Annotated in this window: 29 protein-coding genes; 5 read left to right on the top strand and 24 right to left on the bottom strand. The window is 49.3% G+C overall.

The genetic code is table 11. From position 1 onward, the window contains the following. Positions 1 to 5: 5 nt before the first annotated feature. From tatA to HPY28_RS24135, 4 genes are all read right to left on the bottom strand, one after another. A complete protein-coding gene (tatA, locus tag HPY28_RS24150; protein ID WP_069852148.1) occupies positions 6 to 371 on the bottom strand; it encodes a twin-arginine translocase TatA/TatE family subunit in 366 nt (121 codons plus the stop codon). Positions 372 to 432: 61 nt separating this feature from the next. Then, positions 433 to 1,434: a molybdopterin-binding protein gene (locus tag HPY28_RS24145; RefSeq protein WP_173624070.1), complete on the bottom strand. Its 1,002-nt coding sequence runs from the start codon at positions 1,432 to 1,434 to the stop codon at positions 433 to 435. Then, positions 1,428 to 1,943: a MogA/MoaB family molybdenum cofactor biosynthesis protein gene (locus HPY28_RS24140; protein WP_007721035.1), complete on the bottom strand. Its 516-nt coding sequence runs from the start codon at positions 1,941 to 1,943 to the stop codon at positions 1,428 to 1,430. The genes HPY28_RS24145 and HPY28_RS24140 overlap by 7 nt, the downstream gene beginning before the upstream one ends. A gap of 131 nt (positions 1,944 to 2,074) precedes the next feature. Then, on the bottom strand, positions 2,075 to 2,653 hold the full coding sequence (locus tag HPY28_RS24135; protein ID WP_017246597.1) for a 5-formyltetrahydrofolate cyclo-ligase: 579 nt from the start codon (positions 2,651 to 2,653) through the stop codon (positions 2,075 to 2,077). 106 nt (positions 2,654 to 2,759) lie between these two features. Here HPY28_RS24135 and HPY28_RS24130 point away from each other — a divergent pair, with 106 nt between their 5' ends. Next, positions 2,760 to 4,694, top strand: coding sequence for an ABC-F family ATP-binding cassette domain-containing protein (locus HPY28_RS24130; RefSeq protein ID WP_174231559.1), 1,935 nt, complete (start codon positions 2,760 to 2,762; stop codon positions 4,692 to 4,694). 8 nt (positions 4,695 to 4,702) lie between these two features. Here HPY28_RS24130 and HPY28_RS24125 read toward each other — a convergent pair whose 3' ends face one another. After that, entirely contained in the window at positions 4,703 to 6,940 is a 2,238-nt protein-coding gene (locus tag HPY28_RS24125) for a hypothetical protein (RefSeq protein ID WP_174231558.1), read from the bottom strand. A 245-nt stretch (positions 6,941 to 7,185) separates the two neighbouring features. Here HPY28_RS24125 and HPY28_RS24120 point away from each other — a divergent pair, with 245 nt between their 5' ends. Together HPY28_RS24120 and HPY28_RS24115 are read left to right on the top strand one after the other, a co-directional pair. Continuing rightward, positions 7,186 to 7,758: a sigma-70 family RNA polymerase sigma factor gene (locus HPY28_RS24120; protein ID WP_174231557.1), complete on the top strand. Its 573-nt coding sequence runs from the start codon at positions 7,186 to 7,188 to the stop codon at positions 7,756 to 7,758. Continuing rightward, the gene (locus HPY28_RS24115; RefSeq protein ID WP_017246601.1) at positions 7,730 to 8,230 is read left to right on the top strand and encodes a DUF3600 domain-containing protein; all 501 of its coding nucleotides are present in this window, start codon (positions 7,730 to 7,732) and stop codon (positions 8,228 to 8,230) included. The genes HPY28_RS24120 and HPY28_RS24115 overlap by 29 nt, the downstream gene beginning before the upstream one ends. A 342-nt stretch (positions 8,231 to 8,572) precedes the next feature. Here HPY28_RS24115 and tsaD read toward each other — a convergent pair whose 3' ends face one another. The 6 genes from tsaD to HPY28_RS24085 all read right to left on the bottom strand — a co-directional run bounded on the left by tsaD (position 8,573) and on the right by HPY28_RS24085 (position 12,870). After that, a complete protein-coding gene (tsaD, locus tag HPY28_RS24110; RefSeq protein WP_017246602.1) occupies positions 8,573 to 9,655 on the bottom strand; it encodes a tRNA (adenosine(37)-N6)-threonylcarbamoyltransferase complex transferase subunit TsaD in 1,083 nt (360 codons plus the stop codon). Next, the gene (gene rimI, locus HPY28_RS24105) at positions 9,655 to 10,110 is read right to left on the bottom strand and encodes a ribosomal protein S18-alanine N-acetyltransferase (protein WP_017246603.1); all 456 of its coding nucleotides are present in this window, start codon (positions 10,108 to 10,110) and stop codon (positions 9,655 to 9,657) included. Before rimI ends, tsaD begins: the two co-directional genes overlap by 1 nt. Before the next feature lie 4 nt (positions 10,111 to 10,114). Continuing rightward, positions 10,115 to 10,837 carry a tRNA (adenosine(37)-N6)-threonylcarbamoyltransferase complex dimerization subunit type 1 TsaB gene (tsaB, locus tag HPY28_RS24100; protein ID WP_017246604.1) on the bottom strand — a complete coding sequence of 241 codons (723 nt, stop codon included), beginning with the start codon at positions 10,835 to 10,837 and terminating at the stop codon, positions 10,115 to 10,117. After that, positions 10,818 to 11,288, bottom strand: coding sequence for a tRNA (adenosine(37)-N6)-threonylcarbamoyltransferase complex ATPase subunit type 1 TsaE (gene tsaE, locus HPY28_RS24095; RefSeq protein ID WP_026042899.1), 471 nt, complete (start codon positions 11,286 to 11,288; stop codon positions 10,818 to 10,820). Before tsaE ends, tsaB begins: the two co-directional genes overlap by 20 nt. Positions 11,289 to 11,293: 5 nt before the next feature. After that, entirely contained in the window at positions 11,294 to 12,310 is a 1,017-nt protein-coding gene (gene thiL / locus HPY28_RS24090; RefSeq protein WP_017246606.1) for a thiamine-phosphate kinase, read from the bottom strand. A gap of 98 nt (positions 12,311 to 12,408) precedes the next feature. Further along, positions 12,409 to 12,870 carry a SprT family protein gene (locus HPY28_RS24085; RefSeq protein WP_017246607.1) on the bottom strand — a complete coding sequence of 154 codons (462 nt, stop codon included), beginning with the start codon at positions 12,868 to 12,870 and terminating at the stop codon, positions 12,409 to 12,411. Positions 12,871 to 12,981: 111 nt separating this feature from the next. On the opposite strand from HPY28_RS24085, the gene HPY28_RS24080 reads away from it, so the two are divergent. Both HPY28_RS24080 and cmpA read left to right on the top strand, forming a co-directional pair. Then, positions 12,982 to 13,320, top strand: a complete 339-nt coding sequence (locus HPY28_RS24080) for a hypothetical protein (RefSeq protein WP_017246608.1) — start codon at positions 12,982 to 12,984, stop codon at positions 13,318 to 13,320. Between the two features lie 76 nt (positions 13,321 to 13,396). Continuing rightward, positions 13,397 to 13,519 carry a cortex morphogenetic protein CmpA gene (gene cmpA / locus HPY28_RS24075; protein WP_012684250.1) on the top strand — a complete coding sequence of 41 codons (123 nt, stop codon included), beginning with the start codon at positions 13,397 to 13,399 and terminating at the stop codon, positions 13,517 to 13,519. Between the two features lie 67 nt (positions 13,520 to 13,586). Here cmpA and HPY28_RS24070 read toward each other — a convergent pair whose 3' ends face one another. The 13 genes from HPY28_RS24070 to acpS form a co-directional block, all read right to left on the bottom strand. Beyond that, positions 13,587 to 15,749, bottom strand: coding sequence for a Tex family protein (locus HPY28_RS24070; protein WP_174231556.1), 2,163 nt, complete (start codon positions 15,747 to 15,749; stop codon positions 13,587 to 13,589). A 97-nt stretch (positions 15,750 to 15,846) separates the two neighbouring features. Then, positions 15,847 to 16,635 carry an RNA polymerase sigma factor SigB gene (gene sigB / locus HPY28_RS24065; RefSeq protein ID WP_017246610.1) on the bottom strand — a complete coding sequence of 263 codons (789 nt, stop codon included), beginning with the start codon at positions 16,633 to 16,635 and terminating at the stop codon, positions 15,847 to 15,849. After that, entirely contained in the window at positions 16,604 to 17,098 is a 495-nt protein-coding gene (rsbW, locus tag HPY28_RS24060) for an anti-sigma B factor RsbW (RefSeq protein ID WP_017246611.1), read from the bottom strand. The genes sigB and rsbW overlap by 32 nt, the downstream gene beginning before the upstream one ends. Beyond that, positions 17,098 to 17,424, bottom strand: a complete 327-nt coding sequence (locus HPY28_RS24055; protein ID WP_017246612.1) for an anti-sigma factor antagonist — start codon at positions 17,422 to 17,424, stop codon at positions 17,098 to 17,100. Before HPY28_RS24055 ends, rsbW begins: the two co-directional genes overlap by 1 nt. 24 nt (positions 17,425 to 17,448) lie before the next feature. Then, positions 17,449 to 18,450, bottom strand: coding sequence for a PP2C family protein-serine/threonine phosphatase (locus HPY28_RS24050; RefSeq protein ID WP_017246613.1), 1,002 nt, complete (start codon positions 18,448 to 18,450; stop codon positions 17,449 to 17,451). Between the two features lie 5 nt (positions 18,451 to 18,455). Further along, a complete protein-coding gene (locus HPY28_RS24045) occupies positions 18,456 to 18,884 on the bottom strand; it encodes an anti-sigma regulatory factor (RefSeq protein WP_174231555.1) in 429 nt (142 codons plus the stop codon). 208 nt (positions 18,885 to 19,092) lie between these two features. Continuing rightward, a complete protein-coding gene (locus HPY28_RS24040; protein WP_005830205.1) occupies positions 19,093 to 19,443 on the bottom strand; it encodes a type II toxin-antitoxin system PemK/MazF family toxin in 351 nt (116 codons plus the stop codon). Between the two features lie 3 nt (positions 19,444 to 19,446). Beyond that, on the bottom strand, positions 19,447 to 19,746 hold the full coding sequence (locus tag HPY28_RS24035; protein WP_016740787.1) for a CopG family ribbon-helix-helix protein: 300 nt from the start codon (positions 19,744 to 19,746) through the stop codon (positions 19,447 to 19,449). A gap of 230 nt (positions 19,747 to 19,976) precedes the next feature. Then, positions 19,977 to 21,179: an alanine racemase gene (alr, locus tag HPY28_RS24030; RefSeq protein ID WP_174231554.1), complete on the bottom strand. Its 1,203-nt coding sequence runs from the start codon at positions 21,177 to 21,179 to the stop codon at positions 19,977 to 19,979. Between the two features lie 2 nt (positions 21,180 to 21,181). Beyond that, positions 21,182 to 21,622, bottom strand: a complete 441-nt coding sequence (locus HPY28_RS24025; RefSeq protein WP_017247295.1) for a hypothetical protein — start codon at positions 21,620 to 21,622, stop codon at positions 21,182 to 21,184. A 184-nt stretch (positions 21,623 to 21,806) separates the two neighbouring features. Beyond that, positions 21,807 to 23,213, bottom strand: a complete 1,407-nt coding sequence (locus HPY28_RS24020) for a coiled-coil domain-containing protein (protein ID WP_174231553.1) — start codon at positions 23,211 to 23,213, stop codon at positions 21,807 to 21,809. Between the two features lie 626 nt (positions 23,214 to 23,839). Beyond that, positions 23,840 to 24,877 carry an outer membrane lipoprotein-sorting protein gene (locus tag HPY28_RS24015; protein WP_100169644.1) on the bottom strand — a complete coding sequence of 346 codons (1,038 nt, stop codon included), beginning with the start codon at positions 24,875 to 24,877 and terminating at the stop codon, positions 23,840 to 23,842. Between the two features lie 266 nt (positions 24,878 to 25,143). Continuing rightward, entirely contained in the window at positions 25,144 to 25,530 is a 387-nt protein-coding gene (gene acpS, locus HPY28_RS24010) for a holo-ACP synthase (protein WP_100169643.1), read from the bottom strand. Between the last annotated feature and the right edge of the window lie 21 nt (positions 25,531 to 25,551).

The raw sequence follows: 25,551 nt of genomic DNA, 5'->3' as shown, positions 1-25,551 counted from the left end.
ACCTGTTACGCGTTCTTCTGCTCTTTTTCCATTTGCAGGCGCTCTAGCTCCAGCTTTTCGCGGATTTCTTTTTCCAAGCGCTCGCGTTCCATTTTTTCACGAACTTCGCGTTCAATTCGCTCCCGCTCCGCTGCTTCCTTCTCAGCGACAACAGGCGTTGTTTTGGCAGACGCTTCTTTGGAGGCTAGCTCCTTGCGCTTTTTTTCCTCATCGTCGTCTTCATCGTCGCTTGTCAGACTACGTGTAGCATTTTTGAATTCTTTCAAAGTATGACCTACCGCACGCCCCAATTCTGGAAGCTTTTTCGGACCGAAAAGCACCAAGGCTAAAACTAAAATTAAGATTAATCCAGGAATCCCAATTGAGCTCATACGTGTTCACTCCTTTTTCTTGTGAAGTCGTTTGCTTTTCGTTATTTGCCAGTCTAACCAGCTAGCACTTTCGTAAACCACCATATCCGAGTCTTGTCATATCGGATGCCACAATTCGCTCCCCAACCAGAATACGCGGCAAAAATACATCAAAGGAAGTAAACGTTTCATGCATGACCGCTCCCGGCAATCCGAGAATCGGCACTTCACCTTTGTAAGCAACCATCAACATGGAACCCGGCAGCATCGGCGTACCGTAGCGCACTACTTCCGCTCCTACTCCTGCAATCGCTCCCGGCGTGCGGTCATCTGGATCGACAGACATGCCCCCCGTGACCAAGATCAGATCGACCCCTTCCTCGAGGAACGAATGAATCTGCTGTTCGATCGCTTCCTTGTCATCTGGCGCAAAACGCTGGTCTACTAAAGTAGAGCCGAGAGCTTCTACCTTGTTTCGAATGACAGGACCGAACTTGTCTGCAATTCTGCCAGAGAAAACTTCTCCCCCTGTTGTAACAAGTCCCACTCTTTTATCTTGAAACGTTTTTACTTGTACAATCGGTTCGTCATACTGTTTGGCCAGTTGCTCCAGCTCGATGATTCGAGACTCTTCCATAATTAACGGGATGATTCTCGTAGCCGCCAATGTATGTCCCGGATGCACGACCTGATCGCCGTAAATCGTGGAGAACGCTATTCCTTCGAGCTTGTTCAACGCATGGACAGCTTCCTCATTGATTTTAGCTAAACCTGTTCTCGCGGCCTTCATCGACACCTTGCCCTCATAAGGAGGCGTCAAGGTCAAGCCTTGTCCGGAAACAGCCTTCGCAATACGAATGCCCGCTTCTTCCTCATGGATGTAGCCTTCTGGCATCTCCAGCACGTAAATATGCTCTTTGCCAATGGACAACAACGGCTCAATATCCGCCTCGGTGACAACATGTCCTTTTTTGAACAAGCGTCCTTTGAATTCTCCAGGCAAAATTTGTGTCATATCGTGAGGAAGCATCATGCCGATCGCTTCACGCACTGGCACTTCCCGCATCTGAGGTTTTTCTACCAATGCAATCCTCCCCAATCTTCGTTTGCTTCTCCCGTTCCTTGCAAAATGTGCAAAGCATCGGACAGCATATCGCCAATCGCATTGAAACAGATTTCTACGCCTTTCGGATTACCAGGGAGATTGATAATCAACGAATTACCCCTGGTTCCCGCAACTGCACGGGTCAACATCGCCCGTCGGGATTGCTTCAAACCAGCACGGCGCATTTCTTCGGCCAAGCCTGGGACTGGTCTGTCAATAACCCACGCGGTCACTTCTGGCGTTACGTCACGCGGGCTAAGTCCTGTGCCCCCCGTAACAATCAACAAATCGCATTTTTCGCGGTCTACGAGCTCAATCATATGTTCTTGCAAATCTTCCATATCATCACTAACGGCACGGTATACAGCGACATCTACGTGAAGCCATTCCCTTGTCAGATGACGAACGATTGGCATACGATCGTCCACACGATCTCCTCTGGCAATCGAATCACTTGCAGAAATAACGCCTACCTTCCATTTGCTCACGATACATTCCTCCGGTTTCTCATTCGATAGTATTGTACACTTTTCTGTCAAAAACGTCTCGTCGTTTTTCCTTGGCGGATAGCACCATTCGCTACAGTAGAAGGCATGACAAAGCTACAGACACAAAACATTCAAAAATGCAGAAGACCTTTTTCGGTGACAACTGCATCTAGCAAAACATCATGAGACTCTAGGGGTACATGCTCTACAACCTGTATAGAGAAGCCGACTCCAACCAAGAACGGGAGCTTTTTCAGCGTTGCCAGAAAGCGGTCATAATAACCACCGCCATACCCCATTCGCCCGCCCTTGCTATCAAAAGCAACACCGGGAACAATGATCGCATCCAAGTGTGATACGTCCGCTTCCTCTGCCAGAGCAGGGTCTGGCTCCCAAATCCCGTATACTCCTTGCTTTAGCATGTGCGGTCCCGTATACCGATAGGGAATGAGACGTCTCTCGGCAACGTTTGTGAGAGGTAGCCAAATGTCTTGGCCCCGCTTTTTTGCCTCATCCAGAAAGGGCAAAATATCCAGTTCATCGCCAAAAGGATGGAAAGCCATGATTGCTTTGGGATCAGCCAGCCTTTCATGAGACAGCAAATGATCGCATACTTCTCTGGAAAGCTGCTCCCGTTCCTTTGCAGACATGGACTTGCGTCTCTCCAAAATATGGCTTCGCAGCTGTTTTTTATTCGTTTTTTGGTCCATGACAACCTCTTCCCTCTTTCGTCACGTGCATGGACATTCCCACGAGGCTTGTCCCATGCGCTCTCTCTAGGCTACACTGGCATTAGTATATAAAGAGGTGAATCCGATGATTTTGCTACAAGCTGAACATATAGAAAAAACGTATGGTATCGAAACCATTCTACAAGACATCTCCCTGCAAATTCAAACCGGGGAACGGGTTGGTCTGGTTGGCGTAAACGGTGCAGGAAAATCGACTCTGATGAAGATCCTCGCCGGCGAGCTAAGCTACGACAAAGGAATTATCCGCATTCCAAAGGATGTTACACTTGGCTATTTGGCACAAAACAGTGGCCTTGAATCGGAACGATCGATTTGGGATGAGTTGCTCTCCGTATTTTCCCATCTACAAAAAGAAGAGCTGGAGCTTCGTGAGCTCGAGGCCAAAATGGGCGATCCGACTATTCTCGCTGATGAGAAGCGTTACCAGCAACTGTTGGAAAATTACTCTCACCGCTCGGAAGCCTTTAAGGAAAAGGGCGGCTACAGCTACGAAGGTGCGATTCGTGGGGTTTTGCACGGCCTGCGCTTTGCGGACTTCGATTACACGACTCCGATCCGCACATTGAGCGGCGGACAAAAGACTCGTCTGGCACTAGCCAAGCTGCTGCTCCAATCTCCCACCATTCTCCTGCTCGATGAACCGACGAACTACCTGGACATCGAGACGCTGACCTGGCTGGAGACGTATTTGCAAAACTATCAGGGCGCCATTCTCGTCGTTTCCCATGACCGTTACTTCCTGGACAAGCTTGTGACCGTTGTCTATGAAATCGAACGGACACGCGCTACCCGCTATGTCGGTAACTACAGCCGCTTCCTCGATGAAAAGGCGGCTCGTCTCGAACAGGATTTGAAGCGATTCGAAAAGCAGCAAGAAGAGATCGCCAAGCTAGAGGATTTCATCGCGCGAAACATTGCAAGGGCTACGACAACTAAACGAGCGCAAAGCCGACGCAAGACCTTGGAAAAGATAGACCGCTTGGACAAGCCGATTATGAACAACAAATCCGTCCACTTCTCCTTTGATGTGGCAAAAATGAGCGGTACCATTGTGATGAAAGCAAACAACGTCGCAATTGGCTACCCGGATGCTGTCCTTTCTCAGGGCCTTACGTTTGAAATCGAGCGTGAAGAACGTGTGGCCTTGGTCGGTCCCAATGGTATCGGAAAATCGACACTGTTAAAAACGATTGTAGAACAGTTGCCTAAACTGCGGGGCGATATTCATTTCGGAAGCAATGTAACAATCGGGTACTACGACCAGGAGCATCGTAACCTGAACGAACGGAATACAGTGCTCGGCGAAATTTGGGATGAGTACCCGAACATGCTGGAAAAGGACGTCCGCACCTTGCTCGGCAACTTCTTGTTTAGCGGTGATGATGTACAAAAGAAGATCAGCGACCTGTCTGGAGGGGAGCGTGCACGCGTCTCTCTGGCAAAGCTCATGCTGAAGCAAGCAAACTTCCTGATCTTCGACGAGCCGACGAACCACTTGGATATTTTCAGCAAGGAAGTGCTTGAGAACGCCCTCTACGATTATCCGGGTACGATCCTGTTCGTCTCCCATGACCGTTACTTCTTAAACAAGATTGCCACCCGCGTCCTAGAGCTGACAGGTGATGGCGTGACCAGCTATTTGGGTAACTATGATTACTTCGTGGAGAAAAAGCAGGAACTGGAAGAGCTCGCAGCCGAACAAGCAGCGCAGCCCGCAAAAAAACAAGGCGGTACCGTAGCGGCACAGCCTGAGAAATCCTCTTATGAGCTAGATAAGGAAGCGAAACGTCGCGAGCGTCAACGTCAGCGCCGTTTGGAAGAGATTGAGGTCTCGATCCAAAAACGAGAGGCTGACATTCTCAAATGGGAAGAAGAGCTCTGTCTCCCGGAAATTTATAGTGATCATGTGCAGGCAAAAGAACGCAACGATCAAATCCATGCTGCCAAAGAAGAACTAGAGCAGTTGTATAACGAGTGGAGCACGCTATCAGAAGAGTAGTCCCGTCTTCACGTAGAACAGCGCTCCTGCGCAGACTCCTCCAAGGCGGCATAGAGAGCAGGAACCACCAGAAAGGTAATGCAGGTAGCTGCTGTGACGATGCCTGAGTCATTGAGGATCAGTCCAGCAAGTGCACCCACAATGACACCAGCAAAGCCTTTAGCCAAGTATGGCGTGTCCTTCGCCAGATGGTGCAAAAAGCGGTCGTTTCTCAAGGTGAGAACGCCTAGAGCAATCAGGGAGACGACAAATGCTTTGCTCCAAATGGAAACGCGAATCAAGCGGAGATTCATCGCCAGCTTGCGTTCAATCATCTGCCCTACCTCGGACCATTCCCCATGTACAATCTGCTGAGAAAGCCGTCCAACATGGGTCAAGGGCTGATCTGACATGAGACTGATCGCCATCAAACTGCATACACCCATAACCAGGCCGCCTGCCAACAGCAGGAGGCCTTTTTTGCCGATTCGCCAGCCCTCAAGACGTGACAATGCCACGGTAAATCCGATCAACCCCGCAAGAAAACCACCTGCGTCTGTTCCCAGGTTCGGTGCCACCATGTAATAAAGCACGACACTGTATATGGCTGTGGAAACAGCAGGCAACCATTTATTTTCCTGACTTAGCTCCTTTTGTCCCCCACGAATTCTCTCGTACAGCGAAGTCACAAGCATGATCGTGCTGCCGATCAAGACCCCTTCGTATTCATTTCCTAGCCCGTAAAACCTCGCTCCGATTACCGGATCATACCCGAGGTACGATTGCCGCATCAAATGAGCGCCAGTCCATCCGTCCACGAGCAGAATGGCTGTCGTCACTCCGCTAACCGTCATCACGATTCGCGGGAGAGCATGGGCTTCCTGCCAAAAGGCCGCAATCAGGGCAGTCATGATGAGCCCCCCCAAGACAACCGCGCCAGAAACCTGCCAGTCGAGCAGGCTCTCTGCCAAAAGCAATGCGGGAAACCATAATAAAGCCAGCAGCGCCAGACGTATTCCTCTACGAAGTCGCAAAAGTCCTGCCCCTTCTCTCTTCCTCCCAAACCACCAAAGCACGACCGCACACCCAACAATGACAATCTGCAGCATGACGTAGGTATAGAGCACTGCTGGGCGTGTCGCATACGTATGATGAATCTCACCTACCTGATTCTGAAAGGCAGTGAGTCCATTCCCTTTTTCGATACGTATGACATGACCAGCCAACCCTTTTGGTACGGGTACGTCCAGCCAAGACAGTATGGTTGGTACCATATCGAGTCCACTGACCAATCCCGACTGCCTCGTGGTAGCTGATGTCAAAACTCCACTCGCTTTCTCTCCCCAAATGAACACTGGAGTTAAGAGAGCCTTTTCTTTTGTCGCCAAATGATTGACAGCTGGTGATGCCAATACAATGCGTTGGTGTGGTTTACGTTCCACAAGGAGCTGGTCAAGGAAAAGGGACAAATCGTGCAAAACGCGCTGATACTGCCGGGTAAACTGACCTGGGTCCATATCCGCACTCAACTGGTATAACCGGGATAAATCTGAGAGTTGAGCAATGATCAAGCCCGCTTGACGCTCGCTGTGGATTTTCTCAAGCAGGTAAGTGTAGTTTGTCTTGATCCCGTACGGATAGCCACGAAGGAGCTCCATGCTTTTTGTAGAAATGTCCCCTGTCGGAACCCTTCCTTGCTGATCCATCGCAAACAAAACGGCATGTCTCTGTCGTGCATCCTCATAGTCACCGTTTCCATATAAAGCGACCTGAATGTTGTTTGCAGCAAGCACGGTCCCAAGGAGCCCGATTTGCGCAGAATACGGTTTCTCCCGATTATCTGCCAAGAGCCGGAAAATACCCGGAAAAATAATCGAGGAGCGCGCCACCTCCTGCGCCTGATCACTCCCCAGCTCTTGCGCCCGTTCACCGGCTGTTTCCCTGGTAGAGAGCGATTCATACGGATGATAGCCTGTCCCGCTCTTTTCAGAGTAAAGCGCTTGTCCGCCGCTCCCCATGAGCAGGTAGCCGTTTGCGGCTGTGCGCGATCCGGGTGTTCTTATGGACAGAGCCCCAACTCCTGCATCACCCAACCATTTATCCACAGTAGATAACTTTTTGAGCTGTTCCAGATCATGAAACGACATCCCCTCCACAAACAGCAAGATGACCTGTTGTTTTTCCTTTGCTATCAATGGTTTTCCTATATTTGTAGCTAGAAACAATATCAGGAATGACAAGCAAATCAGCGCGAGTTTCTTTCTCACGAGTCTCCCTCCTGTTGATAACTCGACTTTTTTATCCACATTTTCCACAGAACAATCCACAGAGTACATGCGGTTTTCCCGGTCATTTTCTCGTGTTATCACCAGTATTCACAGGAGTATATGTGAACAATCCAGAAAGTTATCCTATGATGTGGATAAATCATATACAGATGGACGAAAAACAACTGAACCTTTTTGCCTCTGTTAGCGAATATAGGGGTGTAATACGTTCTGGAGGGCCCCCCATGAATGATAAAGAGTTACTCCCTTGGCTGGAAAAGATGCTGACGGGAGACGAAGCAGCTTTTCGTGTCGTTTATCAAGCTACGCACACCGATGTTCATCGTACGATCGCTTTTCTTGTCTACGACATCGAAGACATTGTGAACGAGACCTATATTCGTATGTGGAGTTCTTTTCACACCTATGACCAGAATCGGCCATTTCGATTTTGGCTTCACGGGATCACTGTTCGTCAGGTGCAGGACTGGAAAAGAAAGGCTTGGCGAAAAATACAGCTCTTTGAACGAAACCGCCTCATGCACAATGAGCAATTTGATTGGACAGATTCCGAAGTAATCAAATCAGAGACACAGCTCGAATTGCTCGGAGTGGTTCGTACACTTTCGTACAAGTTACGCGTAGTGATCATTCTGCGCTATTTTCACGATTATGCGCTGGATGAAATCGCCGAGTTGCTGCCAATCCCGCTGGGTACCGTGAAATCCAGGCATCATCTGGCACTGAAGGCACTACGCAAGCATTGCGAATTAACGGGAGGAGACTCTTATGTCCATAGACAAACAACTACGCGATGAGCTTCTTCAACATGCTGAATCGTTGAAAATCCCACCCGAGATCGAGAGTCGTGTGTACCTCTCCTATCAAAATGACTTCTTGCAAAAGAAAGGGAGATTTTTGATGAAAAAACGATTGTTAAGTGGAATCGTAGCAGTGGCTATCCTAATTCCAACGGCAGCCTTAGCTACACCTTATTTGGCTGATCAAATCTTCGGGTCATCGCAAACTATCATCGAACGTGGTGGCACACAGGAGGATTATCAGGAAATCGAGAAATTGTTTCAGGAAGCGAAAAGCAAGCTGACGGAAGAAGAGTACGCGGAGTTTTCGGCAGTTATGAAACAACTCATGGATTTAAAAATAAAGATTACGGATCAGAACGGGGTTATGCATGAAGATCAATTGACTGCTGAGGAACGGAAGCAGTTTGTAGAGATACTCCCCCAAAAAGCCGCACCCTATTTCGAAAAGATACGTGGTGGCAAATAAAAAAGAGGGCTATCCGTCTTGGGTGGTCCCTCTTTTTCTTGTATTGATATGTTGAAAAAGCCTCGTAGGAAGAAGCGCATTTCCAGTCCAAGCGCCTCTGGAGCCCACCTCAGCGTAGGATTGAATGTCGGGGAATTTCAGCTTCACTTATGAACGACTTCATCGAAACTTCTACGTTTGAAGCGCTCCCGACATTCAATCCGGAGCGGACAGTCTAACCCCTTGCAGGGCGTAGGCCGAAGCGTAAACTGGAAATGCGCTTCTTCCCCCACTACAGCCGCTCGTTTAAACAAACAAAAAAAAGCATCTCTGATCCAACTTCAGAGATGCTTTTCATTCACTCTATTGTTCAGAAAGAGACAAGCTTGGGACCCCGTTCAAATCAAGCCCCTCAAACTGTCCTTTTTCATACTTGATAAAGCCTGCCGCCGCAATCATCGCCGCGTTATCCGTGCATAGCGTGAACGGTGGAATCACCAACGGAATTCCATCTGCCTCACACCTTGCTTGCAATCGCTCACGTAATCCGCGATTCGCCGCAACGCCGCCCGCCAGCAATACCTGCTTCGCTCCATGAGAACGAGCTGCCCGAATCGTCTTTTCTACGAGCACTTCTGTTACAGAATCTTGGAAGCTCGCAGCCAGATTCGCCGGTTCGATCGTCTCTCCTCGCTGAGCTGCATTGTGCAAGGTATTGAGCACAGCTGACTTCAATCCACTGAAGCTGAAATCGTAGGAGTCTGGCTCCAGCCATGAACGAGGGAGCGGTACATTTGCCTCCCCTTCATGTGCGAGGCGATCAATATGAGGTCCTCCTGGATACGGCATATTCAGTGCTCGTGCTACCTTGTCATACGCTTCCCCTGCAGCGTCATCTCGCGTTTCCCCTAAAATCTCGAACTGACCGTGCTCCTTCATCCAGACAAGCTCTGTATGCCCGCCCGATACGACGAGTGCGATCAGCGGAAACTCCATTTCTTGCACCAGACGATTCGCGTAAATATGACCCGCGATATGATGCACGCCAATAAGTGGGATGCCTCTGGCCATGGAAATAGCTTTTGCTGCTGCCACGCCAACTAACAGGGCTCCGACAAGCCCAGGCCCGTACGTCACCGCAATTGCCTGGATGTCATCCAACGTTTTCCCAGCCTCAGTCAGTGCCTCTTCGATGGTCAGCGTAATATTCTCTACATGTCTGCGAGAAGCCACCTCTGGCACGACTCCGCCAAACCTTTTATGGATATCAGCTTGGGAAGCAATGACGTTCGACAGCACCTCTCGGCCATCACGGATGACAGCAGCCGATGTCTCGTCGCAGCTTGTTTCAATTCCTAAAATATAAGTAGGAGCACCTGATTCCCTATGTGCTTCGTATTTTTGCTGTATGCGCTTCTCGTAGCGCGACGTATACGTCTTGTTCATTACAATGTCACCCACATAATGATTGCGTCCTCATTGTTATCCGAATAATATCCCTTGCGCCGCCCATGCTCTTTAAAGCCGAGCTTGATATACATGTTCCGCGCGACTGTGTTCGAAGGTCGAACTTCCAGCGTCATGCTATGGGCACCCTGCATCTTGGCAACACCCATCATTTTGATCATCAGCGCCAATCCAACCTTCTTTCCACGATACAGTGGATGGACGGCGATATTTGTAATATGTGCCTCATCGATCACGATCCACATGCCGCAGTAAGCGATAACCCTATTTTGGTGAGCGACGACTACATAGCGTGCATTTGGATTTCTCGTCAGCTCGTTAACAAATGCATCATGCGGCCATGGAGTTGTAAAAGCCAAGCGCTCCAGCTCTGCTACAGCCCCAACGTCCTGCATCGTCATATAACGATATTCCAAATCGATTGGTTGACTCATGCTTTTACTCCTTTACGGCCCCCGCCTGCTTTTGGGCAAGCCACTTCGCTTCTGCTTCTGCCAGTTGCAAATACTCTGGAACCAGTTCATGCGCATTTCCGCCGTCTTGAAGCTTGCGCAGTGCCACATAGCCGATATGGGCAGCCCGCGGATGATTGAACGCTGGGGAAGCGAATTGCGCCTGATTCCCGAGCTCTTGCACAATCGTCTCCCGATGCAGCCTTACATCTTCACCCAAGAACAAGATCGGTTCTCCTTGCGCCAGGTCTCGCAACAGTGGCAGCCATTCTCGCAACAGGATGATTTGTTCTGTGGACTGCGCTCGCACCGCCTCCATGCCATGGGAACGATAACAGCCGGTATACACTTGACCTCTACGCGCATCGAACAGCGGCACAATCAATCCAGAGAAGCCTGTGGCATTCATGGCGATTACCTCCAGACTGGATACACCGATGACTGGCACATTCAGTGACCAAGCCATGCTTTTCGCAGAGGCAACGCCGATTCTCACGCCCGTGTAGGAGCCCGGTCCGTTTGCCACCCCGAAGCCGCTGAGTTCCTCTGGTGCTGTTCCTGTTGCATCGAGCAGTTCACTGACGCAGTCCATCAGACGCACGGAATGATTTTTTTGCTGGTTCGTCGTCATTTCTGCCAAGACCCGCTCTTCCTCTACCACAGCTACACTTAGCACCAGATTCGATGTATCAATCGCTAGTACGCGCATCAAAATCAAACTCCTCACACAATTTCACATAACGATTCCCTTGAGGAACCAGCTCGATCATCCGCTGTTCCTCCCCATCTCTACGCAGGAAGACGGTCATCCGATCTGTCGGCAGGACATCCTCGATCAAAGACGCCCACTCTACGACACAGACACCTTCTCCAAAAAAGTAATCGTCCAGACCAAGAGAGTCTGGATCATCGCCTACCCGGTAGACATCCATATGATAAAGCGGCAAGCGCCCCTGATATTCTTTTATGATAGTAAAGGTCGGACTGTTCACTACTTGTCGGACTCCTAGTCCTTTAGCCAACCCCTGGGTAAAAGTTGTCTTGCCCGCCCCCAGATCTCCCTCCATCGCGAGGAAGTCACCTGGTTCAAGCAGACCTGCCAGTTGCTCGGCAAAGCGCTGCGTCTCCTGCGCTCCCGTGAGCCTCCATGTATAGCTCATCTCTTTCATCCACTCCTAAAATGGTTGAATCCCGCTTTGGGTAACGGGAGCTGTTGATCATCGCGCCGAAGCATCAATTCTGGCTCATGCGTTTTTCCTACCACCTCACCGATGACAGTAAACGGTACACCACTAGCGGCAAATTGCTTGCTTACGGCTTCGTAGTGACTTTTCGCAAGCGTTCCGACCAATTGATAATCTTCACCGCCATAAAAAGCCCATTCCAGCGGATCTTTTTCTACGTGCTGTGCATACTCCCGAACTTCGTCATGGATCGGTACTGTTGCAGCATCGACCAAAATCGATACGCCGCTCGCCTCGGCAATCTCCCAGAGCTCTGATGCAAGTCCATCACTGACATCATTCAGCGCACTGCATGCCCCAGATTCCAGGAGCAGTCTGCCCGCCTTTATTTGGGCAACGGGACGCTGATGGGCATCCATTAATGTCTCCCAAGGTAAAGAGACGCCTCTTTCAGCAGTCTCGCCTTGCAGGAGAAGATGTAGTCCTGCTGCAGAAGTTCCGACATGCCCTGTAACAAAAACAAGCTGCCCAGGCTTTGCCTGTGAACGACGAATGGCACGCCCTTTTTCTACCTCTCCCAGTACGGTGACACTCAGGTGTAGGGCATCAGGTGCAGAAACGGTATCGCCACCAATGACACGAACTCCATATGCCTGACAAGCCTCGTAAATACCTTCATAGATTTGCTGGCATTCGTCAGGCGTCCATTGCGGACTTACCGCGATACTGACAAGCGCATACCGGGCAACCCCGCCCATCGCTGCAACATCACTCACATTGCTGATAACAGCCTTATATCCGATATCACTAGGATTCATCGTTTTCTTCAAAAAATGAACCGTCTCCACCATCGCATCGCAACAAGCCACGACTTCCATTTCTGGCGCTGGGGAGAAGACAGCGGCATCATCCCCTATCCCGACGGTCAAACCGTTCCCTTCCTGCCCCGCAGAACGACTCGTCCATTGCCGGATCAGGGAAAATTCGTCGTGTGCCACTTCAAACGCTCCTTTTCCTTCGCGGAAAACATTTTTCGTCTGTTCATTATACCCCTGCTGTCAAAAGACGCGCAAGAAAGCCCAACCCCTCTGACTCTTTACGTCACAAGCTCGCGCAACAGCAGCTTTCCTTTGCAGCGTCCGCAACGATAGCGGCTTGGGTTCATCTTTCGTTTGCGTTTGTAGCTCATGCCACATGCCTTGCAAACCAGCTCGTAGCGATAAGGCAGGGTCGTCCGACCGTTTCCTACCTGTTGGCAGTATCGGCTTCCCCCCACTTGACGCAGAAGCAGTTGAAAATCCCGATCAACGTGACGATACCCACGCTTTTCTATGTGCAAATGATAATGGCAAAGTTCATGCTTGATGATCGCAATCAATTCCTCCACACCATGCTCCTGCAAATGCTTCGGATTCAGTTCAATATCATGCGAGCGCAGCAAGTACCTTCCGCCAGTCGTGCGCAATCTGCTGTTAAAGCGGGCCTGATGGCGAAAGGGCTTGGCAAAAAATTCGCTGGATATCTGCTCTACCAGCATTTGCAGTTCCGAATCGGTCATCTCATCTCCTCCGCTTCCTTCCTTTCACCATAGCAGTTCCAGTTGAAAAGTGCCAGACAGATAGGCTACACTGAGTGCAAATAAACGGTAGACAGAATGGTGGAGGAGCTCATGCGCTATTTGTTGTTGCAGTCCAGTGACGGACTACAGTTTGTCTCGTTGCCCGAATCGCATATGTACCAATTAATCGCTCTATTGAAACGACTTTACAAGGAAATTGACAAATTGACGATCACAGAGCGCCCGGAATTGCCTACTGTTCTGGCAGACTGTGCGGATGTGGAACGGTTAGAGAGCGGGCTTTCGATCGTGGATGGTTTGGAGTACGTCAGTGGTCTGGAGCGCCGCTTTGCTGCCCTACAAGAGACCGAGTATCCACTCATCTCTTTATTGACAGAGATCCGTGCCCTGCAAGCCCAATTGGAGTATTTGCACGAAGAAGAAGAGTAAATGAAAATTCTAGGCACCTCCTGCTCGTCTCGGCGCATACATTGCCTATAGACGAATATCTCCAGGGGGTACTTTCATGCCACAATGGATGCGCAGGCAGTTGCAACGTGCCTTTAATGGGAAGGACGTTCGCCAAATTCGTGTGCTCAACAGTTGCTGGTTCTTATATTTAGAAAAAAATGGCGGCCGCCCTGACTGACAGGAGGCCGCCTTTTAGTTCATGTTCAAAAAGTCGTCTTTTCAGCACCGAGAAAGTGGCGAGAACTTTATCCTTCCGTTGGTGCGATCATGGTCATCCCTACACGCTGACGTTTCTCGTCAATTTCTACTACCCATACATCTACGATATCGCCAACCGTCACCACTTCAAGCGGATGTTTCACAAAGCCCTTCTTCAAACGGGAAATGTGCACGAGTCCGTCGTTTTTCAGACCGATATCCACAAACGCTCCGAAGTCGACCACGTTGCGCACAGTACCTTGCAGCTTCATGCCCACACTTAGATCAGACAGCTGGAGGACATCACTTCGCAAGAGTGGTTTTGGCAGCTCGTCACGCGGGTCGCGACCAGGACGCAAGAGGCTGTCCACAATGTCTTGCAGCGTTGGCTCGCCAATCCCAAGCTTCACAGCGGTCTCTTTTACATCCAAAGACTGTACGCGTTCCTTGCAGTTCTCACTGCCGATCTCTTGAGCGCTAATGCCCAGCATCGACAATAGCTGGTGGGTCGCATCGTACGATTCCGGGTGGATCGGTGTTTTGTCCAGCGGATTCGCTCCCTCCATCACACGGAGAAACCCGATGCACTGCTCGTACGTTTTAACACCCAAGCGCGGAACAGCCTTCAACTGGGAGCGCTCCGTGAACTTCCCGATCTCGTCCCGTTTTTTCACGATATTCCCCGCTACTTGACGGCTGATCCCTGATACATACTGCAATAGAGAAGGAGAAGCGGTATTCACATCTACTCCGACATGGTTTACCGCAGACTCAACCACAAACTGTAGGCTGTCTGCCAGCCGCGATTGGGAAACATCGTGCTGGTACTGACCAACCCCGACGGACTTCGGATCGATTTTGACCAACTCAGCAAGCGGGTCCTGCAGACGACGCGCGATCGAAGCCGCACTTCGCTCTGCTACATCCAAGTCCGGGAATTCTTCCTTGGCCAGGGGGGAAGCAGAATACACGGATGCACCTGCCTCGTTCACGATGATGTACATTACCTCTCGCTTCAGCTCTTTCAGCAGCGTGGCAATGAACTGTTCTGTCTCGCGCGAAGCAGTACCGTTCCCAATCGCCACAACCGTAACCCCATAGGTTTCGATCAACTGTTTCACTTTCAGTGTAGCTTCTGCCACTTTATTCGCCGGAGGGGTCGGATAAACGACGGCAACCTCCAGCAGTTTGCCAGTTTCGTCTACAACGGCGAGCTTACAGCCTGTCCGAAACGCCGGATCGACCCCAAGGACGACTTTGCCTTTTACAGGCGGTTGAAGCAGCAAATTGCGCAGGTTTTCTGCAAAGATGTGAATAGCACGTTCCTCGGCTGCCTCTGTCAGCTCCGCGCGCACCTCTCGTTCAATAGAAGGAGCAATCAGACGTTTATACGCGTCCTCGACTGTCAATGTCAGCAGATCGCGGGCAACTGTATCACGAGGAAGGGTGCGTTTTTGCATCCAAGCCAAAATCTCTGCGACAGGCGCTTCAATGGAAACCTTCAAAATGCCTTCGTTTTCTCCCCGATTGATGGCCAGCACCCGATGTGGAACGACCTTTTTCAGAGGCTCACTATATGCGTAATACATTTGGTATACATTTTTCTCGTCTGCTTCTTCGGCTTTCTGCTCAGTCAAAAGCAATCCTTTTTGCACGGAGCGTTGACGAACCCACTGGCGAATTTCTGGGTCATCAGACAGAAGTTCCGCCACGATGTCCATTGCTCCTTGCAGAGCTTGCTCAGTCGTCTCTACGCCTTTTTCCGGGTTGATATATGGTTTTGCTTCTTCTTCCGGATTCCCAGTTTTCGGTAAACTTATGAGGTAGTTGGCAAGTGGCTCTAGTCCCTTCTCCTTGGCCATGGTTGCACGCGTGCGGCGTTTTTGGCGGTAAGGGCGGTACAGGTCTTCTACCTCTTGCAGCTTTGTCGCACGCTCAATAGCTGCGCGCAGCTCGTCCGTCAGCTTGCCTTGCTCATCGATGAGCCGAACGACTTCTTCCTTCCGCACTGACAGGTTGCGTAAATAGCGAACGCGTTCCTCAATCGCTCGAATTTGCGTTTCATCTAGCTGCCCCGTCATTTCTTTGCGGTAGCGGGCAATAAAAGGAACCGTGTTTCCTTCATCCAGAAGAGCAACCGTGCGCTCCACCTGGTGAGGTTTGACACCCGTATCTTGGGCGATTGTCTGGATCATCAACGTAAGCTCCATACCTGTCCTCCTGCGCTCATTCTTCGTCGTTTATTGTATCACATTTGTTAACAAGGACTGGAAAAAGGGAAGAAAAAAGAGGAGCCACTAGGCCCCTCTACGTCACGATTTCCAGCTGTTCCACTTTCAATGCTTCTCTCAGCTTGCCCAACGCCCTGCGCTGAAGGCGGGAAATATGCATCTGCGACATCCCCATGATGTCCCCAGCTTGCTTCTGACTCAAATTTTGATAAAAAGTTAATTGAATGATTTCTTTTTCACGGTGATCCAAAATTTGCAGGGCCCGCTCCAGCATCAGATTCTGCTCGACTGCTCCGTACCCTTCTTCCGTCGTCCCCACTAGGTCGAGTAAAGAAATCGTGTTGCCGTCCAGATCCGCTTCGAGCTCGCTGTCCATAGAGAGAGAATGGTAGCTGCGGCCCATCTCCAAGGTTTCCAGAATCGCTTCCTCTGTAACGCCGAGGCTGTTGGCAATGTCCGCAATTTGGGGAGAGCGCTGCAGCTTGATCGTGAGCTCGTCGACCACCCGTTTGATCTTGGGGCTCAGTTCCTTTACTCTGCGCGGAACATAGACACTCCATGTCTTGTCCCGAATATAGCGCTTTATCTCTCCCACAATGGTCGGGATCGCAAAGCTCTCAAATGTCCGCTCAAAACTAGGGTCGAACCGACGAAAGGAAGCAAGCAGGCCGATTAATCCGACTTGCACGAGGTCTTCATACATGACTTGTCCGCGAACAAACTTCTTCGCTAACGATTCCACAAGAGGAGTATAGGCCCTCACCAGTTGTTCCTGTATCGCAGGATCTTTTGTTTCACCATACAGGTGGATGAGCTCCTTTAACTCCTCTGGACTATATTTCTGCTTCCGAGATTGTCCAGTCATTGCCAGCCACCCCATCCTGCCGAACATACTTGGTCATGGAGACTACCACCCCTGATTCAGAGCGAGTCTCCACCTCATCCATAAGCGTGTGAATGAGATAGAGCCCGAGGCCGCCCTCATCCAAATCCTCTAGGCTTTTCCCTGCATAAATCGGCGTCAGTTGCTCAGCAATGAGCTCATTTGAAAATCCTACCCCCTGATCGCTTACCTCGATCACAAACCGATCTTCATAAACGTGGCATTGGATATGAATAGAGCCTGGATTCTCTGTTTCCTTGTATGCATGTCTTACTACATTCGTGCATGCTTCTCCGACGGCAAGCTTGATATCCTCAATCTCTTCATAAGAAAAGCCCATACGGTTGGCTATACCGGATACAGTCAGACGCGCTACTCCCAAATACTCCGCCTTGCTTGGCAAAGTCAATTGAATCACGTCTGCCTGAGGTCTATTTGGACCCATTACTCGCTCTCTCCTTTGCGGATGGCAATATGATCGTATAAGCCAGTGATGCGAAATAGCCTTTCCACACGCGGAGACAATTTGTGCACCTCAAATGTACAATTTCGTTGGATGCACTCTTTCATAATCCCGATGAAAATTCCGATTCCGGTACTGTCCATGTATTCTACGGCTTCCAAATCAACCGTAATGTGATTGATATCCGGCTTGGAGACGAGTGACATGAGTGTTTCCTTTACTTTCGGCGCTGTAAAAGCATCAATATCTCCACCAAGGACCACTCGGTGCTCAGTTTCAAGGCTCGTTGTCTTAATTAGCAGGTCCATCTGCGTCTACCCCCCGTACGTTGCTTAGGTTCTTCGAAGTACAATCATGGTGTAATCATCCAGCAGGTCAAATCGGGAGAGCAGAAGCAGTCTATTGTACAGGCCGTTTGCCATCTTTTGGGCAGATTCTCCCACCTCTTTTTGCAAATGGTGTACAAGCTCTTCCCTTTGCAAATAGTATCGGTTATTTTTGCATTCTGTTACACCATCCGTCAGAAGAATCAGAACATCATTTATCTCTAAATGAATCTCCTGAACCTCGTATGCACTGTTTGGGTGTAACCCGAGTACATTCCCTCGACCTTCGAGATCGTAGAACTTCCCTTCGGCCGACCTGTACAAAAATCCTGGCTCGTGTCCTGCCGTCGCGTAGCGGAAACAGTGTTTCTTCGAGTCGTAGCTGCCAAACAGCATCGTCACAAACATGCTCGGATCAATATTTCTTTCCACGATCCGGTTTAAATGGTGCAGCATTTCATCGGGACCCAGCTCCATTTGTCCAAGGCTGTCTATCGCATATTTCACCATCGACATACACATTGCAGCAGGCATTCCTTTTCCGGTAATGTCTGCTATGGCGAGGCCAAAACGCCCTTCACTTTGCTCAATGAAGTCGTAATAGTCGCCCGAGATTTGTTTCGCAGCAATACTCACTACGCCAATCTCCAGTTCTGGATAGACTGGAACCTCACTTGGCAAAAGTGATTGCTGCATCGCTTTCGCCACCGCTATTTCTGATTCCATCTGCTGATGCCTATTGCGCCAGCTGTTTACGGATCGATGCTCGTTCCCATATTCAATCATGATCTCTGTCAAAATGGAGAAGGAGGAGCGCACAAACTCTGGCACTTCCCCGAGCTGCTCAAGTGCTCGCGCATGCAAATCAATTATTTCTTCTGGCGAAATATCTTGAGAAAGCATCCATTTGCCCAACTGCTGGGCTCCGTAAAGCTGGTCCTCCCCTTGAGCACTCAGGTAATCCCGAAGAATTTTTACATACTCTTCCTGGAAGCTCCGGGTTACCATTTATCTCATTCCTCCTTTGCTTGATCGCTCCACTTCACAACAACGACACGAGTCCCTTCTCCCAGGGTACTGTGGATCTCAAATTCGTCCATCATGCGCCTGACACCCGGTAATCCAGCCCCGAGGGCACCCGAAGTCGAATAGCCATCATCTAACGCCTGGCGAATATCAGGAATCCCTGGCCCGCTGTCATTCGCTTTTATTTGCAAGCCGATCACTCCTTCGCGCTCAATCGGCGAAATAGTGATCGTCCCCGTACCCGCATACAAATAAATATTGCGAGCCAACTCAGAGATTGACGTGGCGATGCGGGACTGCGTGATCGTGCCAAAGCCAAACAACTTCGACATATTTCGCCCGACTTGCCGCGCCGTCACGATGTCTGATTCTTGTTCTATATTGATTGTCTCAGGAGAATAGTCTGCCACAACCAAAAAAACCCCTTCCGCCTCGCTTGGTAGGTAGAAATGAGTTTTTTCTCTACCTCGAAAAATAAATCATATTGTGTCACATTTTGTCTTATATTCTCTTTTCGAACAGTTCGCTGTTCACCTATAAAATCCCTGCAAATCTGACAGCAAAAAACCACTTGCTTCACTCAAGTGGCTTTTCCTATCCAATAGTCTGATCTTTTTTCACACGTTAAAAATCGATGAGTCCTAAACTGATTTGCAAGGATTCATTAACCCGATCCATCATCTCGTCATCGAGATGCGTTATTTTATCAGTTAGACGTTGTTTGTCAATGGTTCGTATTTGTTCCAACAGAATGACGGAGTCACGATCAAATCCATAAGTTTTTGCGTCAATTTCCACATGCGTAGGCAGCTTCGCCTTTTGAATCTGCGCTGTAATGGCTGCGACGATGACCGTCGGACTAAATCGATTTCCAATGTCGTTTTGAATGACTAAAACAGGCCGTACGCCTCCTTGCTCAGAGCCAACGACCGGGGACAGGTCCGCGAAAAATACATCGCCACGTTTGACAATCACCAGTCACACCCCGCTAACTAAGCGGACAAGAGTATGGTCAGCCTCTTGTTCAGCGCCAAAAGCCTCCGATGCCATATTCAGATTGATCTTCGCCATCTCCATGTACCCTTTTTGCATGGTCTCACGGATTGTGCGCTTTTTTCGCTCTTTCAAATACAAATGCATCGCTTGACGAATAAACTCGCTGCGATTGGATTTTTCCTTTTGAATAACGCCATCCACTTCCTGAAGCAAGTGTTGTGGCAAGCTGATCATGATGCGTTTCGTGTTTGACTTCGACAAGACAAATCCACCTCCAACCATGACCGTAACTTCCATCCGCTATGCTGGTTCTAGAAAGAACAGCCAATATGAACAATACCATTATGTCGAATCCATTGCAAAAATATACCTACTGTGCGCTTTTTCGGTGAGAAAACGTGAGTGTAAACAATCCAAAGGTGCAGGTGAAGACTTCGTTTACCCAAAAAAGCCAGCTTTTTCGCTTAACTAGTATTCGTGTTCCACGGGAAAATTCCTGCTGATTTCCCTTGCTAGTTATTTACATTTTCACGGGACGAGTGCTTCATCGTCAATGGGTGAAATACGTCCGTTACTTTCTGGTCGCGCAAATAGAGGCGCGGAATTCGGTAATTCAGCATACAAGGAACCTCGTAATTAATTGTTCCCAGCAAATCGGCAATTTCATCCAAGGAGATTTCCTCGTCCCCCTGCTTGCCATACAAGACGACCTCATCATTGACCGCTGCTTCTGTCGAATTCAGGCTGACCATGATTTGGTCCATACAAACTCTGCCTGCAATCGGGTAGCGCGATCCATTGTACAACACCTCACCACGATTGGACAAAAGGCGAGAATAGCCATCTGCGTATCCGATCGGCAGCGTTGCAATCCATTCGTCAGGCTTTGCTGCATACGTAGCACCATAGCTGACCGTGAATGGCTCATCTGCCTTCTTTACGTGGGCAATTCTGGTCTTGAGCGCCAGGGCAGGGGCAAGAATGACATCCGCACGTTCTTTCATGTACAAAGAAGGATACAATCCGTATAAACCTATGCCTAAACGAATCGTATCATACCCCCAATCGGGAAATGCGATTGCCGCCGCCGTATTGCAGCAATGGACGGACGGCAATGTTTTATTTGCTTCACGCAGCGCTTGCAAAAAGGATTGAAACAAGTCGTGTTGTCGTCGCACATGGGTTGTATCTGGTTCATCCGCGCAGGCAAAATGCGTAAAAATACCTGTCCACTTCAGCTTAGAGCATTCTTCAAGGGCATCTACAACCGCAAGTAAATCTTCCTTTGTCCGAACGCCCAAACGTCCCATGCCCGTATCGGTCTTTACATGAATCCCGATAGGCTTGTGATCATTTTTCTGAAGAATGTCGTTCGCTTCCGTGATCCATTCGACGCTGTAAGCGGTTAACTCCACTTCCAGCTCGCTTGCAGTGACAATGGATTCGACAGGTGTGTATCCCAACACTAAAATCGGCGCTGTGATCCCTGCCCTCCGCAAAATAAGCGCTTCATCGAGCAATGCGACTGCAAGTGAATCTGCACCGCTCTCCAACGCTTCTTTGCCAACATGGACAGCGCCATGACCATACCCGTCTGCTTTCACAACAGCCATAATACCCGTTTTTTCTGGCAAATGGCGTTTGAATGTCTCGAGGTTCGCCCGGATGGCATCCAAATCAACCTCTACCCAAGTGTCACGACAAAACGATTTCATTCCTATCTCCTCTTGTTCCCTTTTTTATAGTAAAACAAGCGTTCATTTAAATGACTGAGAAATTGCCTGGAAACCATCAGTGATTCCTTTTTGCCGCCTACACGATAAAAATGACGGCCTTCATAAATTTGCTCGACTTCAGACAGCGGGTAGCTCTTTTCCTGTCCTGACATGGATATAATCAGGTGGGTCTTGGTCAGCTTGTACACCGGACGAAATACCGATTTGTACAGAAACGGAGACAATCCAACAACAGCAATGGCAATGGCGAAAACAAGCACCTTGAATCTCGTGTCATTGGTCGGGAAAAATTGAGCGAGAATCATCATCCCCAGCACAAACATGACAGTCTCGTTAATGCGCATTTTCCAGCTTTTTCGCAGGAGCATGTCTTTGTAGGTCGATGCTTCCTCGTACAAAACTTCGTTAGACGGTTTCTTCATGTAAAGCATGCCACCTCATTCAATAAGTTACTCTGAATGTATCGTGTTTTCCCGCTGTGTGTCAATTCGCGGATTGCCCTTTCACCTCATTCGCACGTTGGTTTTTATGTACAAATCGACCCTCTTCGACCAATCCCGAGAAAATAGAAAAGCAGATGGGATTAGCTCCCACCTGCTGACTTTTCTACATTGTTTTCTCCTGGTCTTTTCCCTCTTTTTCATGTCTTGGGAAAACGACTTTTTCAAAGCTGCCATCCACCATCTTTTGCACCATCGCTGTCAATTCCTCGCTGCGTTTGTCTGCCTGCTCCTGTGTGAGCTTGCCTGCCTTTACTTCTTCTTTTAGCTTGGCTTCGCGCTGACCTACCAAGAGCTCGATGACGTCATCCACTTCTACGCCCTGCTCCTTAGCGATGGTTGCCAACGATTTCCCTGCTTTTTGATCTTCCTTCAGTTTGTCTGCATCCAGCTTGAGGAGGGACAGCAGTTCTTCATTATTTTTCTCGAAGCCCATTCCTTTACCCGGTCCACGTCCTTGATGCGTGTTTTGTATCATTTCTTTTGCCCGCTCACTGGCATTCTCATTCATTTTGTCGGCTTGTTCCTGCGTTAGCTTCCCGGCAGTTACCGCCTCTTTCAGATTGGCCTTTTGTTGTTTGACCAAAAGCGCTACCAGATCATCCACGGATACACCTTGCGCTTCTGCGATGGTAGCCAGCGATTTCCCTGCTTTTTGCTCTTCCTTCAGTTTGTCTGCATCCAACTTGAGGAGGGACAGCAGTTCTTCATTATTTTTCTCGAGGCCCATTCCTTTACCTGGTCCACGTCCTTGATGCGTATTTTGCACCATTTCTTTTACTCGCTGGCTCGCATTTTCATTCATCTTGTCAGCTTGCTCCTGCGTGAGCTTGCCTGCCGCTACCGCCTCTTTCAGCTTGGTTTCCTGTTGTTTTACCAACAAATCCACCAGATCATCCACAGATACGCCTTGAGCCTCTGCGATAGCAGCCAGCGATTTGTCCGCTTTCAGTTGTTCTTGGAATTTAGCGGCATCCAGTTTCAAAAGGGACAGCAGTTCTTCGTTTTTCTCGAAGCCACCGATGAAGCCACCTTTGCCTGAGCCACCTTTGCCGAAGCCTTTATCCGGTTTCGTGTTTTCTACCTGTTCTTTTACGCGATCGCTCAGTTTTTCAGTCTGCTTATCTGCCTGCTCCTGCTTCAGCTTGCCTGCTGCTACCGCTTCCTTCAGTTTGGCCTCTTGCTGTTCAACCAGAAGTGCTACGACATCGGCAGTGTCGACTCCTTGGGCTTGTGCAATCGCTGCGAGTGTTTTCCCTGCCGCAAGCTCTTCTTTCAGCTTGTCAGCATCCAGCTTCAACAGTGAGAGCAGCTCTGTATTTTCTTTGAAGCTTTCTTTGAAGCCCACCCCACCGTGGTGGCCCATCTTGCCTGTTTTGAATTTTACTTCTGCCGGTTTATTCAATGAAGCTGGTTTTGCTGAATCGGCTGCCATTGCTCCGCCTATGCTACCCAGACTCAGAACCACTGCCATTGTTCCCATCAACATTCCCATTTTCGCTTTGCTAAACATATACACTCAACCCTTTCGTCTTTTCTCGTGAAGTGTGCTGCCTCTTTGGTACAAGACCAAGTGTACATGGGTATTTTTAGATTCCCGTTTGAGAAAAAAGGAAAACTTGAGGGAAAATCGTAAAAAACTATGATTCAACATAGTGGAGGAAAAGAAAAAGCACAGTTCTCTTCGACTCTGACACGCCAGCGTGGGGGATTGACTGTCCGTCTCCACTGCAAAAAGAGGACCGTCGAGCCAAAGCCACCCTACGGGCGGACGTTTCTCAAGGAAGAAGTGTTCGACAAGCGGGTCCCCTTTTTGGAGTTCCGACTGGGTAGGCGTTGTCAAGGTCTGCGAGCCCTGTGCTTTTTCTTTTCGCCAGCTTTTTGGATTCATCGCTCTCTTTAAAACTTAGGAAGATCATCCTTTGAGTATCAACAGGGGAGATTTTCTCAAATAGTAGAACAAAGTCACTTGGGAAGAAGTGCATTTCCAGTCCAAGCGCCTCTGGAGCGGACAGTCTAACCCCTTGCAGGGCGTAGGCCGAAGCGTAGACTGGAAATGCGCTTCTTCCCCTCCGCTACAGCCACTTTCCAAAGAAAAAACAAAAGAGGACGGCATTCACCGTCCCCTCTCCCACACTTTTATTTTGCGCTGAGACCATATGTCGACTGTGCGACATTCACCATTTCTTCCTCAGGAAGATCCCCCGCGATTGTATACTCGATGCCGTCGAGCTCCCACGTCAGCAGTCGCTGATTTTCACCTGTCTGCGCAAGCACACCCACCGTAAAGCCGAGGTTCACAGGCATACCTTGCTCATACGACACAGATGCTGCTGTCGGGCGTCCTTCGATTACCTTGTAATTGTAGGCCCCTTTGTAGGTCAAGATGACTTTTCTCTCCCCATCACGGGTAACTGGCTCAATATCTCCTTGCTTAACCCCTTCTGGCATATACGTAGGGACGATGACACCGAATTGGCTGTTCGGCTGTTTCATGACCTGTCCATTTGTTTTCGCCATTGTTGGGATCGTTGTCAACGAGCTCGTTGTCATGTTGCGCTCTTTGTCAAAGGCATCTTTGTCAAACATAGGGTTGAACGAAAAATCAGTGAAATCAATCCGTACGAGCGGATTCATGCTAGCATCCATAATTTCGGCGTGCGTCGGTTTGAAATCTTCTGTCAGCCAAATTTTTTGCTTGGTCAAAGAACGATTACCGCTGTAGTTCGCTTTCACTTCGAATACATACTGTTTTTCTTCCATCTTCATTTGGCGCTCAGTGTCATCGATAATGCTCTTGGCCAGTGTTTCGTATAGATACAACGGTCCGTTGTTCTCAGGCCAGCCACTTTGGAAGCGGAAGCTCTTGTTCAGATGCGGGGTCAGTACAAAGACTCCTTCATTGTTTCGCAAGATGATTTGTGTAATGCCACGCTGCTTCGAGGTGAGAGCTACCCGATAGTTGGTTGGCTTTTCATACCAGACCTGAACATCGTACTCCATGGGGGTAGAGCCTGTCTGCATGGTCAAAACAGCCTGAGACTTGTACCCAGACATTTTTCCCAGCGTACCGTTCAGGTCGCTCACCACATCTTCTGGTGTTTTCTGACCGAAACAACCGCCAAGGAACAGGGTGAAAACCAACAATAACACCAGTGGTAAAGCTACCCGTTTCATTCAATGAACTCCTCCTTGTCAATATTTTCGACAAAGAAGGGCATCCCTGTCTATTTCCTGGGAAATCTGTCAGTCTCTCGCCCATGCAGCGCACATCGTGTCAATGGTTGCAAATGGATACGAAGTTGGCGATATATCGCTTGGATCGGCTACAGACTTAGCCTTCCTGTGTAAGAGCAGGTAGTCCCTCCTGATCTACGCGATATAAATGTATGTCCATCCTCGTCCCAATATGCAGACAAGTTTATCGAGGTTGTTCAAAACATCTATCGTTGTTCTACAATGACTTGCGCAATCGCATGCGTTTGGCTATGCGAAATGCTCACATGAATATGGACGAGAGCGGGGTCCAGATCGAGTTTGCTGTACACCTCGTGCTTTATGGTCATGATCGGCTTGCCCGAATCATTCGGGAGGATTTCCATATCCAAAAAGCTGAGTACGGCTCCAATGCCTGTGCCAAGAGCTTTTGCTCCCGCTTCCTTGGCAGCAAATCTGCCTGCAACCATTTCCGCCTGTCTCGTCTCTGTCTTTCCATGCAAGAGCTGTTGTTCATCTGTGGTCAAAAAGCGTTTGATTGCACTCTCTTGTCTTTTTATCAAAGTAGCGATGCGCTCTATTTCCACTATGTCTACGCCTGTTCCAATGATCATGAGCAATTGCCTCCTAGTGGG

The sequence above is a fragment of the Brevibacillus sp. HB1.2 genome, from assembly GCF_013332495.1.
In the GTDB taxonomy this organism is placed as follows: Bacteria; Bacillota; Bacilli; order Brevibacillales; family Brevibacillaceae; genus Brevibacillus; species Brevibacillus porteri.
Note: the sequence above shows the minus strand (reverse complement) of the source record. Positions and strands in the feature narration are given on the sequence as shown.